Below are 15,416 nucleotides of genomic sequence, written 5' to 3' on the forward strand. Positions count from 1 at the left end.
TGAAGTTATGGCTGATACCCAAGCAATTCTGGCTGCCCTCCGTCCCGTTCAAGATCCTGAGCTTCAAAAAAGCCTGGTGGATCTCAATATGATCCGCAATGTCTCTGTGGAGAATGGCACGGTGAAATTTACCCTGGTGCTGACCACACCCGCTTGCCCCCTCAAAGAATTTATCGTCGAGGAGTGCAAAAATGCTGTGCTGCCTTTACCTGGGGTCAATGCCGTAGATGTGGAAGTTACCGCCGAAACCCCGCAACAAAAGGCGCTGCCTAGCCAACAGGGCATTGATAATGTCAAAAACATCATTGCCATCTCCAGCGGCAAAGGGGGCGTTGGTAAAAGTAGTGTTGCAGTGAATGTGGCGATCGCCCTGGCCCAAACTGGCGCAAAAGTCGGCCTCTTGGACGCGGATATCTACGGGCCAAATGTGCCGAACATGATGGGCATTGGCGAAGTAGAGATTAAGGTCGATAAAACAGGCGGCCAAGATATTCTCCAGCCAGAATTTAACCATGGGGTCAAACTGGTTTCCATGGCATTTTTAATTGATCCGGATCAACCGGTGATTTGGCGGGGGCCGATGCTCAATGGCATCATTCGTCAGTTTCTCTACCAAGTGAACTGGGGAGAGCTAGATTATCTCATCGTTGACATGCCCCCCGGTACTGGTGATGCCCAACTAACGATGGCCCAGGCGGTACCCATGGCCGGTGCTGTCATTGTCACCACTCCCCAAACCGTTTCTCTCTTAGACTCCCGTCGGGGCCTCAAGATGTTCCAGCAAATGGGAGTTAATGTGCTGGGAATTGTTGAAAATATGAGCTACTTTATCCCGCCGGATCTGCCAGATCGCCAATATGATCTGTTTGGTTCTGGGGGCGGCGAAAAGACTGCAAACGAGCTAGATGTACCTCTCCTCGGCTGCATCCCCCTAGAAATTGCGCTCCGGGAAGGGGGCGATACTGGGGTACCGATTGTGGTCGCCCAACCGGAATCTGCTTCGGCCAAGGCTCTGGTCTCCATTGCTAAGGCGATCGCCGCAAAGGTTTCTGTGGCTGCCCTGGCCTAAATTGAATCCCTAAATTCAACTGAATTAACACGAAAAAGGGGGCATCAGCCCCCGGTTTTTTGGTGAATATTTCTGAAAATCACCGTCGAAAATCGCAATGGTTCTTAACGATTAGCGGTTGATTTTCTTCGCCATGTTACGGAACATGTCCATGCTGCTATCGACCTTGAGGTTGGGGCGAGGTGCCGCAGGGGTGATGGGGGTGCTGGCAGCTTCAGAAGAAGCCTTAGTTGCTTCTGTCGCTTGGGATACAGCTTGCTGATTTTTGTTCAGCTTACGGGCTACTTCCGAGGAAACTTGGGTCACGACGGTTGCGCCCCCTTGACCCTTCAGTTTCGGAAAAGTCCGCTTAATGGTTACGGACTTCTTCATCAATTCGGTATCACCAAGGGTCTGGGCTTCTTCAAAGTCGAGGAAGTAATCACTCTTGGGAGTTTCGTTCTTTTTCTTGCCGCCAAATAAGCCAAAAAGTGCCATAAGATTTGAATTTTCTTTTTTTAACAAACAACATTACTTGTTGTAAATGATATCAAAATTTTCTCATTTATGAGTTGGAACTCGCTTCCAACCCCACTTCGAAGCCCTTGGCTTTTTTTTGCATCATTTTAAAAATGTTGTAAAAACCGTTGGCCCGGGACGGCGTCAGGCTCACATTAAGACCTGTTTCTTCGATAAAGTCCGGGGCGATCGCCAGGATCTCGGCGGGAGATAAACCATTTAAACCGGTAATCAACAGTCCTACCAATCCTTTCACGAGTTGGGCGTCAGAATCCCCATGGTAAGTCACTTTGCCCGCTTCGTAGTCTGCTGTAATGAAGACCTGGGAAACGCAACCATGGACTTTATTATTGGCATTTTTTTCGCTGTCGACCATGGGTTCGAGCTTATTGGCGTACCACAAAAGCTGTTGATATTTTTGCTTGGGATCTGTTTTTCGCTTAAACCGACTGACGATTTTTTCGAGGTTAGCAGGCAACGTTCTAGGCATAATCACTTAAAAATAAACGTCTACAAAATTCAAAACTTCTATTGTTAAATATTGTGACAAAAAAAGATTGGCGATCGCCACTGGGTCAATCACCAACGGGGCCTTAGGGAGACCCAATGTTTACAACAGAAATTAGTGCCGTAAAAAGGCCGGTAAATCAACCACCGGCGCAGACATCGGTCGTTTCTGGCTCCGGGGACTGTTGAGGGTCGGCGCAGGCCAGTTATTGTTGGCTTCTGTTTTGGCTGGAGTCTCCATGGGCGCCCTAACCCGCCGTTTTGTTACAGGCGGGGTAATCCGGAGGGCTGCTTTTAAACTCATGGTAGGCTTCAGCCCTGAAGCGGCCCCAGGGGATGCTTCCATTCCTTCGATTTCTTCTTCGAGGGCCGCTAACTGACGATCAAGGTCAGCCTCGGTGTGGGGATCTGCTTTGGCGATCGCCGGTATTGCTGGCTCAATTGTCGTTGTGTCCGGCTCAGACCAAGGTTGAATGTTAGAAGCCTTGGGCATCGAAGCTTCCCCGGTTGCCAAATCGTTTTCCACGGGAATATCTGCGCATTCATCCAGGGCCGATTTGTACTGGAGGGTGTAGCGTTGTTGCCGTTGGAGCCGTACCTGGAGATCCTTAATTTCTTGTTCTGCGGCGAACAGTTTTTGCTGCTGCTCGTTATAGGATTCCTGGAGCAGGGCACATTCGCGCTCAATTTTCGCCAACTGCGTTTGACTGGTTTGGAATTTGTATTCTAATTCTGCGAGCATCTCTTGGTATTGGCGGGCATTTTGTTTGGCTTGTTCAAGCTCTTGTCCCAACTGACTAAGCTGTTGCTGGCTCGTATTGAGTTCGTCGCTCTGCTGGGTAATGAGACTGTCGGCGCTGCGGGAACGGATAATGTGGGCCTGGAGCTTTTCTTGGGATTCGGCTAAAGCTTCTTCGAGTTGGACAACGGTTTTAACCAGTTCGCGGTTGTGCTGCCTCAGTTTGTGGGCAATGACATAGCCATCGGCGTTGGGATTTGGCTTCGGAATCGTGGGACTAGGACTAAAAGACTCTGGTGGTTGTTTTTCAGAATGACCCAGATCTACGGCACTGGTCGCTTCGGTCTCGGGGGCCTGGGGGGGAGACTGATTGAAGTTAGCTTCGGTCTCGGGGGGCGTTGGCTCTGGCGAGGGGAAGTTAAAGTTGCTCATAGTTGTGCTGATGTAGACGGGACGCGAAAGGGAAACAGGAGATGTAATGGGTTTTGCTCTGCAGTGTACCAAGGGATTTAGCCAAGTTTGACAAAATTTGCGAAATTTTATCGTTTTTTCAATGGGCTCATCCCCAAGGAATTGCCCTGGCGGGGCAGGGTTCTCCAAAGTCTTGTCCCAAGTGTATCTGAATTGAACCATGGCGATCGCCAAATTGCATACCACTCCCGTAGGATTCTTAGGTGCTTGGAGCCATGGCCACTTGGATCATTTCCGCAGGGCTTAGGTTCGGGTGCGTAATCCGGCCATCCCGGAGCCAGATAATCCGCTTCGTTTGCCGGGCCACTTCCGTTTCGTGGGTGACCATCACCACGCTCATGCCATCGTCATGGAGGGTTTGAAATAACTCTAAAATTTCTTGGGTTGTCCGGGAGTCTAAAGCGCCGGTGGGTTCGTCCGCTAGCAGCAGCAATGGTCGGTTCACAATCGCCCTGGCGATCGCCACCCGTTGTTGTTGCCCTCCGGAGAGTTGGTTGGGACGATTATAGAGACGACTGCCCAAACCCACTTTAGTCAAAGCAGCGACGGCCCGGTCGCGCCGTTCCTGGGGGGGGACATTGCCATAGACCATCGGCAAAACGACATTTTCGAGGGCGCTCATCTGGGGTAAGAGATGAAATTGCTGGAAAACAAACCCAATGTTGCGATTCCGAATGGTGGCCAGTTGGCGATCGCTGAGGGTGGCAACATTCTGACCATCGAGGAAATAATCACCACTGGTGGGCTGATCGAGGCAACCAATGATATTCATCAGGGTTGATTTGCCGGAACCCGACGCCCCCATAATGGAGCAGTATTCTCCGGCTTGGATGCTGAGTTCTACCTGTTTGAGGGCATAGATTTGAGTGTCCCCTTGGCCGTAGACCTTAGAGAGATTATGGATTTCGATCATTGATTTTTGTTGGGCGATCGCACAGTTGATCCTCATTCTAGGCCACAATCTTTGGGGTCTGCCGTTGTCCAGGTTTTCACGCTATGCCCCAAGAAATCGAACGAAAGTTTCTCGTGATTGGCGATCGCTGGCGGGATCTCGCCCCGGGGATTCCCTATCGTCAAGGCTATCTCCAACGAACCCCCGAAAAAACAGTGCGGGTGCGCATTGCCGGAGAGCAGGCTTTTTTGACGATTAAAGGTAAAACCGAAGGGATCAGGCGCTTGGAATTTGAATATCCGATTCCCCTAATTGAAGCCTTAGAGATGCTAGAACATCTTGGCGATCGCCCCCAGATTGAAAAAATTCGCTACCGCATTCCCCTCGATAATTTCCTCTGGGAAGTCGATGAATTTCTCGGCGAGAACCAAGGCTTAATCCTGGCGGAAATTGAACTCACCACTGCCGATCAAGTCTTCCCAAAACCCAATTGGATTGGCCCTGAAGTGAGCCACGAGCCCCGCTATTACAATGCCAATCTTGTTAGCTATCCCTACTGTCAATGGTCCCCCACAGAACAATCCCCCTAGGGTTTCCCAAAGCTGCTACATTATTGGATCGATAACAAAATCCTTTAATTTTTTTGAATCCAAAGCGCCATGACCTCCTCCCTCAATGACAAAACCATCGTCAAAGATTATTTCAATGCCAAGGGCTTTGACCGTTGGCGACGCATCTATGGTGATGGGGATGTCAACAAAGTCCAGGCTGATATCCGCGTCGGGCACCAACAAACCATTGATAAAGTGGTGGCTTGGCTCAAGGCCGATCAAAATCTCAACCTCAGAAGCATTTGTGACGCTGGCTGTGGGGTTGGTAGTCTCAGTATCCCGCTGATGGAGGCTGGTGCGCGCTCGATCTACGCCAGCGATATTTCTGAAAAAATGGTTGGTGAAGCCCAGGAACGGGCCGCAAAAATCTTTGGCAACACCCCTAATCTCAAGTTTGAGACCAAAGATCTTGAAAGCATCAGCGGCAAATACAACACGGTAATTTGCTTAGATGTGCTGATTCACTACCCCACCGAGGATGCGGCAAAAATGATTGCCCACTTGGCCTCCCTCAGTGAAGATCGCTTGATTCTCAGTTTTGCGCCAAAAACGTTTTGGCTGACGATCCTCAAAAAAATTGGTGAATTTTTCCCTGGCCCCAGTAAGACCACCCGTGCTTACCAACATAAGGAACAGGATATCCGCCAAATCTTAATTGATAACGGTTTTGCGATCGCCCGCACCGAAATGACCAGCACCCGTTTTTATTATTCTCGCCTGTTGGAAGCAGTCCGCCTCCGGTAACATCTCCCTAAATTTTTCCTGGAAAGGAGATTTTCGTCGGCCTAGGGGGCTAAATAGGAACACCAATCGCTCCAGCCTCCAGGGTATAGTTTCAGGTTATGGTGGCCGGTAAGTTCCAAAGAGAGCCAGTTGACGCAGGCCGTGACCCCGGAGCCGCAATACAGCACAATCTCCTGCTCAGGGGAGAGGTTTTTCCAGAGGGCTTGCTGTGCTTCCGGTGATTGGGCGAACCCTTGGGCATCGGTAACTTGCTTCCATGGGACATTGAGTGCCCCAGGGATATGTCCGGCGATCGGATCAATAGGTTCAAGTTTGCCCAAATAGCGATCGCCATCCCGAGCATCGATCACCAGCCGTTGATTGTCCGTCGCGATTAGTAAATCCTGACGATTCATAACCAACTGGGGTTGTAAATTTGGCTCAAATTGACCGGGCTTAAAATCAGGAATGTCACTGGAAACAAGCCTTTGGGCATTCTGCCAAGCCGGGAAGCCACCATCCAATAGGCGGGCCTTGTCATGGCCATAGTATTTGAGCAACCACCAAAACCGCGCCCCAAAAGCACAGTGAAAATCATCATAGATAATCACTTCGGTGCGATTGCGCTCAATGCCGAGGCGAGAAAGCAACTGCCCAAAGGCTTCAGGATTAGGTAGGGGATGCCGCCCCCCATGTTTTTGGACGGGGCCAGAGAGATCCCGGTCGAGGTGCAGGTAATAAGCCCCCGGAATATGACCTTGCTGGTATTGCGTTTCCCCCCAGGTCGGGTCATTCAGTCGGAAACGACAATCCACAATCACAAGGTTGGGATCATCTAGGCGATCGCCCAATTGATCAACAGTGATGAAATGGGAAGACAAACGGGGCATTAGATGTTTAACGATATGTAAATAATTCTGCTGCCGCTGGGGATCACGGCGGTAAGTGAGGTGATTGGCGACCTTCTGTAGAATCATCATGCCACGACCGCCCGCATCTTCTAGGGTCGTTTGCTGGTGTTGTTGGGTGGCGTAATATTGCTCTAAATCAAAGACGGTGGGGCTGTGGTCCCAAATGCGGATTTCTAAGCTATGGTGACTGAGACAAAGTTCAACGGTGATCTGGCACTGCTTGAGATCTTCTCCGTGGGCGTGACGCACAGCATTGGTAAATCCCTCGGCGATCACAATTTTGCACTGGAGCCAATCTTGGCTAGCAAGGCGATGGCGCAGCTGAAAAGCCTCACAGCGTCGGAGGAGCGGATCTAACTGAGCCGTATCGCTGGGAATTTGGAATTGAAATTGGTCTAAGATAGCCAAAGTACAGCCATAAAAAGGGATATTCTCCCTTGGTAGTTTAACTTAAGTAATGCCTCAGATTCTTGTCATTGATGATGACCTTGCGATGCGGGTTCTCTTAGAACGGACCCTCAAGCGTAAGGGTTATCAAGTCACCACTGCGAGTGATGGCAAAACGGGATTGGACTTGGCGATCGCCACCCAGCCCGATCTCATCATTTCCGATTGGATGATGCCGGAAATGAACGGCATTGAAGTCTGCCAAGCCGTGAAACAACATCCCGACCTGTCAACTACTTTTTTTATTTTGTTGAGTGCCCTCGATGCCGTTGAAGATAAGGTAATGGGTTTAGATGCAGGAGCCGATGATTTTCTCTGTAAACCCATTAGTAGCCACGAACTAGAAGCTAGGGTTAGATCTGGCCTGCGGATTTGTCGTCTCACCCAGGATTTGACTGCCCAGAAACGCGCCTTAGAGTCGGAACTGGCCGAGGCGGCCCAATACGTTAAATCCCTCTTGCCAGACCCCCTCTATCGAGATCACTTACGGATCGATAGCTGTTTTATTCCCTCCTCTCAATTAGGGGGTGATGGCTTTGATTATTTTTGGCTGAGTCCCCAGGAATTGGTGTTTTATCTCTTGGATGTGTCGGGCCATGGCCTCAAAGCGGCGCTTCCTTCCATTAGCATTTTGAACCTACTGCGATCGCGGAATAAGACCAAAGGCCTCGATTACCGTAGCCCCCAGGCTGTTTTGAATCACCTCAACCGCACCTGTCAATTTCTTGAACAGCAAGAACAATATTTCACCATGTGGTACGGGGTTTATGACGTGGATGACCGGATCGTCACCTATGCTTGCGCAGGCCATCCCCCAGCGGTGCTAGTGAAACCCAATACCGGTGAACCGCCACAATTGCTGAAAGCCCAGGGGTTTCCCATTGGGATGTTGCCCCCCGACCTCAGTGTCTATGAAGAACACAGCCTTTATCTGCCGTTTAATTCCCGTTTGTATCTGTTTAGTGATGGGGTCTATGAAAATACGGCGGCGATCAACCACAAGCAGCAATGGAATCTTTTTTTGAACTTCCTACAGCGGTTCCAGGGCGATTCTCTCCAGCCCCTGGTCAAAAGTATTGGCGATCGCCTCCACCAAAATCACCTCGAAGACGACTTTTCACTCCTCCGTTTGACCCTCTAGCGCAATTTCGCCGCTGTCCGCAGAATTTGTCCCGCCAAGATTGCCGCCCCAAAGCCATTATCAATATTCATCACACCGATACCTGCCGCACAGGAATTGAGCATGGTCAGGAGGGCAGATACCCCCCCGAAACTCACCCCATAGCCAACACTGGTGGGCACCGCAATCACAGGGCAATCGGCAAGACCCGCCACCACGCTAGGCAAAGCCCCCTCCATGCCCGCCACCGTAATCAACACATCCGCTTGTTCGATCACATGGCGATGGCTCAAAAGGCGATGGATCCCCGCCACGCCCACATCCCAAAGACGGTTGACCGCAAAGCCCGATAACTCTGCAGTGACAGCAGCTTCTTCGGCCACGGGTAAATCGGCGGTACCGGCGGTCAAAATCGAAATAGTCCCCCGATGGCGCACCTGGGGCGGTTCCTGAATGAGGGCACAGATACGCGCTTCAGGAAAATAGGTGAGGTTATGCACCTTGGGCTGTAGTTGATGATAGGTCTCCACATCAATGCGCGTCGCCATGACAATCGGGTGGCGATCGCCCATCGCTCGCATAATCTGGGCAATGTGATCCGGTGTTTTACCAGGCCCCCAGATCACTTCCGGAAAGCCCGTGCGCAATTGACGGTGGTGGTCAATTTTTGCAAAGTCACCCACCGCTTCGAAGGTCAGGTACTTAAGCTCTATCAAAGCATTGTGGGGACTGACTACCCCCTGGGCCACCGCTTCAAGTAACTGTTTGAGGGCCTCAGGATCGCTCATGAATAACCTTGTAGGAAAAGATCGCGCCGCGCCCTAGTTGAGGACTAGCCACTTCTGGCCATTGAGCCGCTGGAGCACATAGCCGACCATCAAGGGGAGATTGACCCGACGTTCATCGATCATGAAAGACTCTAGGGTACTGTGGGGGGACCCATCCGTCGCAAAAGACCAAGCCTTTTGGCCTTTGATGTCTGCATCAATGAAATAGAGGATAAATTGCCGCTTGTTATTGAGCCAACTCCCTTGAAGCTGCCAACAGACTTGGGACTCTAAACCCTTGATCGGAATATTCGTTTCGATAAACTTGAGACCCATGTCCCCGATGCCATTTTCCTTGAGGGTAGTTTGTAGCTCCGGGAGAAAATGATTTTCAATAAACTCCCCAAAGGGTTTTTCTTCTATAGCGGGGGGCTTTTCCTTTTTTTTCGCGGCGGGGGCTGCTTTGGATTTGGGATCGGTTGTTTCTGCCATAATCTGCCGAAAAGTTGAGAGGGTTCACGAAGGGCAAAGGGGTTTTGCTCTTTTTCATTTAAGCATATCCAAGTTTAGCGTGGGGGACGTGGCACAATGGGATGACAAATTTTTTTGTTGGACATTTTTAAAGGAGTGAGTTCGTGGGGCGATCGCGCGTTCGACAGCATGTCAATCCCTTAACTGATAAGTATCAACAGGTGTTTCAAATGCCAAATTGGTCAGACATTTTTGCTGATCTGACAGCCCCTTTACATCTTGATATTGGTTGTGCGCGGGGGCGGTTTATTTTAGAGATGGCCCAGCGGTTTCCAGAACGTAATTTTGTTGGCGTAGAAATCCGCGAACCCCTAGTAGACGATGCCAACGAAATCCGGGATCAACTGGGGCTGAAAAATCTCCACTATGTTTTTGCGAATATCAATACCTCCCTCCAAGTGCTGTTGGACTCCTTACCGACGGCAACCTTAACTTGGATCACGATTCAATTTCCCGATCCTTGGTTTAAGAAAAAGCACCACAAACGCCGGGTTGTGCAACCAGATTTAGTTGATATTTTGGCGAAACATACGCCCCAAAAGCTGGTTTTATTTTGCCAGTCGGATGTAGAAGAAGTTGCTTTGGAAATGAGAGAAAAGTTTCTGGAGCATGAAACCTTCGTCCTCGCCCATGATGCGTTTTGGCTGCAAGAGAATATATTTCCAGTGCCGACGGAACGGGAAGTCGCCACGGCCAATAAAGGCGAGCCTGTCTACCGTTTTCTCTTACACAAAAAAGGCACTACATAAAGGGTACCTGGGCGATCGCCCCAAAAGCGCCTAAATTTTTTAGCGAGACTTTAGTCCCCTAACACAAATTACCCAGTCCTAAGCCGAACCGTTGATTTCGGTTAACCGCGTTGTCTCAAAAATGTGCCGATCTTTACAATGGGGGGATACAAAGCTTTCTGCGGACAACATTGCTATGAGCATCAAAGACAACCCCCCCTCTCGAACGAGGCAAATTGGCTCCATTTTGTTGTGGCTGACGGGACTTTTTTTCCTGGTGAATGCCTTTTTCCCTAATTTGTTTGGTGATCCGACTCCCCAGGTGCCCTACAGTCTCTTTATCAATCAAGTAGAAGATGGTCAGGTGGCCCGTGCTTCCGTTGGCGATCGCGAAATTCGTTACCAACTCAAAGCCGAAGGGGAAGAACAGCAGGGAACAATTCTCCGCACAACCCCCATTTTTGACCTCGATCTCCCCAAACGTCTCGAAGCCAGTGGCGTTGAATTTGCCGCGCCCCCCCCAAAAAATAATTTCTTCGGCAATATCTTGGGTTGGGTGATCCCGCCAATTATTTTTGTCTTAATCTGGCAATTTTTCATTGGTCGCAGTGCTGGCGGTGCCGGTGGAGCAGGGGGAGCGCTCTCTTTTACCCGCAGCAAAGCGAAAGTTTATGTCGAGGAGGAAGCCACAAAGATTACCTTTGATGACGTGGCTGGTGTCGAGGAAGCGAAAACTGAACTCACAGAAATTGTTGAATTTCTCAAAACTCCCCAACGTTACACGGCGATCGGTGCCAAAATTCCCAAGGGGGTATTGTTGGTCGGCCCTCCGGGAACCGGTAAAACCCTCATGGCGAAGGCCGTTGCTGGCGAAGCTGGCGTGCCATTCTTTAGCATCTCTGGCTCTGAATTTGTCGAACTTTTTGTTGGGGCTGGGGCGGCTCGGGTGCGGGATCTCTTTGAACAAGCCAAGAAAAAAGCGCCCTGTATTATTTTTATCGATGAATTAGATGCCATCGGCAAATCCCGGGCCAGTGGCGGCATGATGGGGGGCAATGACGAACGGGAGCAAACCCTCAACCAGCTCTTAACTGAAATGGACGGTTTCTCGGTGGGAGATGCCACCGTAATCGTGCTGGCAGCAACAAACCGCCCTGAAACCCTTGATCCGGCGTTGCTCCGCCCCGGACGGTTTGACCGCCAGGTCTTAGTGGATCGCCCGGATCTCGGCGGACGTCTAAAAATTCTCGAAATCTACGCCAACAAAGTCCAACTCGACAACGAAGTTAATTTAAAAGAAATTGCCACCCGTACCCCTGGGTTTGCGGGGGCTGATTTGGCCAATCTCGTCAATGAAGCGGCCCTACTGGCGGCCCGCAATAAGCGCGAGAAGGTGACCCAGGCAGATTTTTCAGAAGCGATTGAACGGGTTGTCGCCGGCCTGGAGAAAAAAAGTCGGGTCTTGTCGGATAAGGAGAAGAAAATTGTGGCCTACCACGAAGTCGGTCATGCCCTCGTCGGTGCGTTGCTCCCTGGGGGAGGCCGAGTTGCGAAAATTTCTATTGTGCCCCGTGGGATGGCAGCCTTGGGTTATACCCTACAAATGCCGACGGAAGATCGTTTCTTAATGGATGAACGGGAAATGCGTGATCAGATTGCAACCCTACTCGGAGGCCGCTCAGCAGAGGAAATTGTCTTTGGTTCGATCACCACTGGTGCCGCCAATGATCTGCAACGGGCCACGGATCTCGCCGAACGGATGGTCACCACCTACGGCATGAGTAAAGTCCTCGGCCCCCTCGCCTATGAACGGGGTTCCCAAAATAATTTCCTCGGTGAAAACATGATGAATCCCCGCCGCATGGTCAGTGATGAGACGGCCCAGGCCATCGATGCAGAGGTCAAAGAAATTGTCGAGACAGCCCATGATCAGGCGATCGCCATTTTGCGGGCCAACCGAGATCTACTCGAAACAATCTCCCAAAAAATCCTCGATACAGAGGTCATCGAAGGAGAAGAACTCCAAGGCTTCTTAAACCAAGCCGTCAAACCTGAAGCCCAGATTTCGGCCTAGGCCCCAAATCTCTAACAGCAATTTAGAAATGTAAAAACATCATTTCCCAGGGCTTTCCCAATGGCCATGGGAACTTTTTTATGGTGTGGTGGTTTCTGGGGGAGTTACGTCTTCTACTTCCGGTAGGGCAGGCATGCTAGGTAAAGCAGGAATCCCTGCATCGGGAATTTGTCCTTCGCTTGGGGGTGGTGTAATCGTCTCTGGGGTTGGATTTGTCGGGGCTGGCGACGTTGCGGCTTCGTTGCTCGCGACGGGCTGACTGAGATTCAGGAGGACATCTACTTCAGGATAATAACTAGCCCACTGTTTGATGTTGGGGTTCTGTTGCCAATCCTGTTGGGAAATGCGCAAGTTAAACAGAGGGGCGATCGCCACATCATTTTGACCAACCACTAAGAGATCCAATGTGCTTGGGGTGGGACTTTGTCTAAATAAAAAAGGGATCAGTAGTTCGGTGCGATCTTCAGCCTGGCGCATAAACCAGGAATAACGACTGGGAGGAAGACCAGAACTCAACGGTTCAAGACCATTAATTTCAATGGCATCGAAACGGAGCATGCAAGACATTTCTGGGGTGATCGTTGGATCCTGGGGAGGCTCGGCGTAATCACAGGTCAATTGGGGCGGCACTTGGGCGATCGCCTGGGGGGACATCGAGCTTAATAAACCAACTAAGCCCACCAGACTCCAACAAGATCTAGAGGCGAAACCGAGGGCCAATGGGAAGAGGGATTGGGCAGAGATGCGGTTTTGAAAACAATAGAACATCGGCGAAACCTACAATAGGAGCGCGAAAGGAAGGCAAAAGCCTTGTATGATATCATCCTACCGAAAAAATACCTGTCGCCAAGTCAGGCATGATCATCCTCTGCCCTTGACACGTTTCGTCTCAAGACACGAAGATTCTTTTGGCAACCCCTCAGCTTGCCATAAACTTTCTTTAGAAAAGCTTAGATCTAAAGCCTCCGTCGAAAATTAGGGCCATGCTAGACAGCAACGAGATCTGTCTGATTGGTCTCTTTACGTAATTCATGATTCTTAACGCCATCACTCCCGATATTTCTTGGACTGCCCCCTGGAATGTGCTGCAACAGCTGTGTCATCTTTGGCGGCGGTTTGGCATCGGCATCGATCCCCGCGATCGCCTATATATCAGTGGCGCCCAATTACAAGAGGCAGGACTGGCCCTCGATTACGACGTTTTTCATCTCCTCATCGAAACGGATTTTACGGCCCTGCTGTGGGCTAAGGCCATTGATCCCGCTGCAGTTTCTCCGGAAGCGCTATCAGCTCCAGGGGGACAATATGAAATTTCTATGGTATTTGACCCCCAGGCGATCGCCCCCCTCATTGCGACCCTCCTCGGTAGTCATATTGACTTTCCCCAATTGAAGGCCCTGCGAAAAAAGATCTTGCCCCAACGCTCGGCGATTCCGCCGGATCTGATGGTGGGTCTCCTGGAGATTGTGCGATCACCGTCCATTCAAGAAACCGTACCAGAGGAGGCGGTGGTGCCAAACCAGCCCCTCAATATGTTGCTGAGCCAGCGCCTAGAGCAGGAAAAAATTCTCAATAATGTCACCCACCGCATCTACCAAAACCAAGATCTGATGGTGACGGTGCGCATGGCCCTCGAACAAGCCCAACGGTTATTACGGGTTGATCGCCTGCTGGTTTATCAGCTCGATTTACCGACGGCGGATCCAGAGCGTTTTGTAAATCGGGTCACCTTTGAAGTGGTGTCCTCAGAAAAAGTTTCTTCTCTGTTGCATTTCGACCAAGATGAATGCCTGACGAACAATCAACTGATCAAGGATGCCTACCTCAAGGGTAAGCACTTGGCGGTGAATGATATTGAGACGCAACCGAACCTCAGTCCCTGTTTTAAACAACAGCTCCAAGGAATGCAGGTCAAGGCGAAGTTGGTGGTGCCCCTCATCGTCGAGCAGCGCCTCTGGGGTTTGCTCATCGCTCACCAATGCCATAGCCCCCGCCGCTGGCGCAAAAATGAAGTTACTTTTCTATCCCATGTGGCGGAATATTTGGCGATCGCCATCCTCCAAGCCCGGTCTTACCAGCAACTCCGCGAACAAAAAACTAGCCTTGAGACCCTCGCCCAACAACGCGCCCGGGAACTAGAAGATGCTCTCCTCTCCGCCCAGGTGGCCAGCCAATCGAAAAAAGAATTTATCCACATCATGAGCCATGAGCTCTTGACCCCCCTCACGTCGATCATTGGTCTATCCAATACCCTCAGCTATTGGACAGCCGACGAAAATCCCAAAAAGCTCTCCCCCGAAAAACAGCGCGTTTACCTCCAGACCATCCACGAAAGCGGCACTCGATTACGCAATCTGCTCCAAGATATCCTTGATTTTTCCCAAACGGAAGCGGCCCGATCTGTGTTGGATTTACAGAAATTTTCCCTGAAGCAATTGTGTTACCGGGTTCTCAATGGGTTCCAAGAATTAGGCGATCGCCAGGGGATCAGCCTCAAATTTATCAATCAGCTAGAACCAGAACAAGACTCTTTTTACGCCGACCCCATTCGCCTCGAAAAAATCCTCAGTCACCTTTTATCCAATGCCATCAAATTTACCTCCCACGGCGGTGAAGTCACCTTTAGCCTTTGGCGGGAACAACAACAGGATGTCATCTTCCAGGTCAAAGACACGGGCATTGGCATTCCCCCCCAGCAAATTCCCCTCCTGTTTGAGCAGTTCCAGCAACTCGAACCGTCCATGAGTCGTCGCTACGATGGGGCGGGGTTTGGTTTAGCCCTCGTCAAACAGCTCGTCGAAATTCACCAGGGACAAATTCACGTCACCTCCACCCCCAAAAAAGGCTCTATCTTCACCGTCCGCATCCCCAACCAAGTGCCCCGCAATCTTCACCCCGTGGGTAAGGGGAGTGTGGGCGGTAACCAAGGCGGCACCATTGTGCTGGTTTCCCAGGATGAAGAAATGGCGACCCTGATTTGTGAGTTGTTAACGGCGACGAACTACCAAGTGATTTGGCTGATCGATAGCGAAATTGCCAGCCGTCAGATTAGTGCTCTCCAGCCGATTTTAGTGATTCTCGATGCCCACCAACATAAAATTCAAATTGAAGACATTATCGACAGCCTCAAAATGGCCCCCCAAACCCAACAAATCCCCACTCTCTTGACGGGCGATCGCCTCAACGATGATCAGTGGCAAAAATTACAAAAACGTGGCTTCCAAGATTACCTCCCCAAGCCGATCCACAGTGAAAAACTGATTGACATGGTGAACCATTACGTCACCCGCCACTACCTCGCCAATACTCTTTAGAACAGCAAAAAAAG

General features: G+C 50.6%; 15 protein-coding genes and 1 pseudogene. 7 read left to right on the top strand and 9 right to left on the bottom strand.

The window, feature by feature from the left end:
* The first annotated feature begins 7 nt into the window (after positions 1-7).
* Complete coding sequence (locus AWQ21_RS05055) at positions 8-1,069, top strand: Mrp/NBP35 family ATP-binding protein (protein WP_065713592.1); 1,062 nt, start codon at positions 8-10, stop codon at positions 1,067-1,069.
* 111 nt (positions 1,070-1,180) lie between these two features.
* Here the strand turns inward: AWQ21_RS05055 and AWQ21_RS05060 are convergent, their stop codons facing one another.
* From AWQ21_RS05060 to AWQ21_RS05075, 4 genes are all read right to left on the bottom strand, one after another.
* Positions 1,181-1,546 carry a hypothetical protein gene (locus AWQ21_RS05060; RefSeq protein ID WP_065713593.1) on the bottom strand — a complete coding sequence of 122 codons (366 nt, stop codon included), beginning with the start codon at positions 1,544-1,546 and terminating at the stop codon, positions 1,181-1,183.
* A gap of 67 nt (positions 1,547-1,613) precedes the next feature.
* The gene (locus AWQ21_RS05065; RefSeq protein WP_065713594.1) at positions 1,614-2,057 is read right to left on the bottom strand and encodes a SufE family protein; all 444 of its coding nucleotides are present in this window, start codon (positions 2,055-2,057) and stop codon (positions 1,614-1,616) included.
* A 132-nt stretch (positions 2,058-2,189) separates the two neighbouring features.
* A complete protein-coding gene (locus tag AWQ21_RS05070; protein WP_157094699.1) occupies positions 2,190-3,245 on the bottom strand; it encodes a hypothetical protein in 1,056 nt (351 codons plus the stop codon).
* Between the two features lie 238 nt (positions 3,246-3,483).
* Complete coding sequence (locus tag AWQ21_RS05075) at positions 3,484-4,233, bottom strand: ABC transporter ATP-binding protein (protein WP_269465848.1); 750 nt, start codon at positions 4,231-4,233, stop codon at positions 3,484-3,486.
* 47 nt (positions 4,234-4,280) lie between these two features.
* Between AWQ21_RS05075 and AWQ21_RS05080 the strand changes: the two genes are divergently transcribed.
* Together AWQ21_RS05080 and bchM are read left to right on the top strand one after the other, a co-directional pair.
* Positions 4,281-4,766 carry a CYTH domain-containing protein gene (locus tag AWQ21_RS05080; protein ID WP_065713596.1) on the top strand — a complete coding sequence of 162 codons (486 nt, stop codon included), beginning with the start codon at positions 4,281-4,283 and terminating at the stop codon, positions 4,764-4,766.
* A gap of 69 nt (positions 4,767-4,835) precedes the next feature.
* The gene (gene bchM / locus AWQ21_RS05085; protein ID WP_012306536.1) at positions 4,836-5,531 is read left to right on the top strand and encodes a magnesium protoporphyrin IX methyltransferase; all 696 of its coding nucleotides are present in this window, start codon (positions 4,836-4,838) and stop codon (positions 5,529-5,531) included.
* A 41-nt stretch (positions 5,532-5,572) separates the two neighbouring features.
* Here the strand turns inward: bchM and AWQ21_RS05090 are convergent, their stop codons facing one another.
* Positions 5,573-6,400, bottom strand: a complete 828-nt coding sequence (locus AWQ21_RS05090; RefSeq protein ID WP_065715227.1) for a sulfurtransferase — start codon at positions 6,398-6,400, stop codon at positions 5,573-5,575.
* A gap of 42 nt (positions 6,401-6,442) precedes the next feature.
* A pseudogene (locus AWQ21_RS16695) lies at positions 6,443-6,829 on the bottom strand (ATP-binding protein); the annotation flags it as partial.
* 49 nt (positions 6,830-6,878) lie between these two features.
* On the opposite strand from AWQ21_RS16695, the gene AWQ21_RS05095 reads away from it, so the two are divergent.
* On the top strand, positions 6,879-8,009 hold the full coding sequence (locus AWQ21_RS05095; protein WP_065713597.1) for a PP2C family protein-serine/threonine phosphatase: 1,131 nt from the start codon (positions 6,879-6,881) through the stop codon (positions 8,007-8,009).
* Here the strand turns inward: AWQ21_RS05095 and larB are convergent.
* Positions 8,006-8,776: a nickel pincer cofactor biosynthesis protein LarB gene (gene larB / locus AWQ21_RS05100; RefSeq protein ID WP_065713598.1), complete on the bottom strand. Its 771-nt coding sequence runs from the start codon at positions 8,774-8,776 to the stop codon at positions 8,006-8,008. The two genes, AWQ21_RS05095 and larB, sit on opposite strands and share 4 nt — an antisense overlap.
* A gap of 33 nt (positions 8,777-8,809) precedes the next feature.
* The gene (locus tag AWQ21_RS05105; protein ID WP_065713599.1) at positions 8,810-9,247 is read right to left on the bottom strand and encodes a DUF2996 domain-containing protein; all 438 of its coding nucleotides are present in this window, start codon (positions 9,245-9,247) and stop codon (positions 8,810-8,812) included.
* Between the two features lie 143 nt (positions 9,248-9,390).
* Between AWQ21_RS05105 and trmB the strand changes: the two genes are divergently transcribed.
* Both trmB and ftsH4 read left to right on the top strand, forming a co-directional pair.
* Positions 9,391-10,035 carry a tRNA (guanosine(46)-N7)-methyltransferase TrmB gene (trmB, locus tag AWQ21_RS05110; RefSeq protein WP_065713600.1) on the top strand — a complete coding sequence of 215 codons (645 nt, stop codon included), beginning with the start codon at positions 9,391-9,393 and terminating at the stop codon, positions 10,033-10,035.
* 175 nt (positions 10,036-10,210) lie between these two features.
* A complete protein-coding gene (gene ftsH4 / locus AWQ21_RS05115) occupies positions 10,211-12,088 on the top strand; it encodes an ATP-dependent zinc metalloprotease FtsH4 (protein WP_065713601.1) in 1,878 nt (625 codons plus the stop codon).
* A gap of 78 nt (positions 12,089-12,166) precedes the next feature.
* Here the strand turns inward: ftsH4 and AWQ21_RS05120 are convergent, their stop codons facing one another.
* Positions 12,167-12,856, bottom strand: a complete 690-nt coding sequence (locus AWQ21_RS05120) for a hypothetical protein (protein ID WP_065713602.1) — start codon at positions 12,854-12,856, stop codon at positions 12,167-12,169.
* Between the two features lie 263 nt (positions 12,857-13,119).
* Between AWQ21_RS05120 and AWQ21_RS05125 the strand changes: the two genes are divergently transcribed.
* Positions 13,120-15,402 carry an ATP-binding protein gene (locus AWQ21_RS05125; RefSeq protein ID WP_065713603.1) on the top strand — a complete coding sequence of 761 codons (2,283 nt, stop codon included), beginning with the start codon at positions 13,120-13,122 and terminating at the stop codon, positions 15,400-15,402.
* The last annotated feature ends 14 nt before the right edge of the window (positions 15,403-15,416 follow it).

The organism is Picosynechococcus sp. PCC 7003, assembly GCF_001693255.1.
Taxonomy (GTDB): Bacteria; Cyanobacteriota; Cyanobacteriia; order Cyanobacteriales; family MRBY01; genus MRBY01.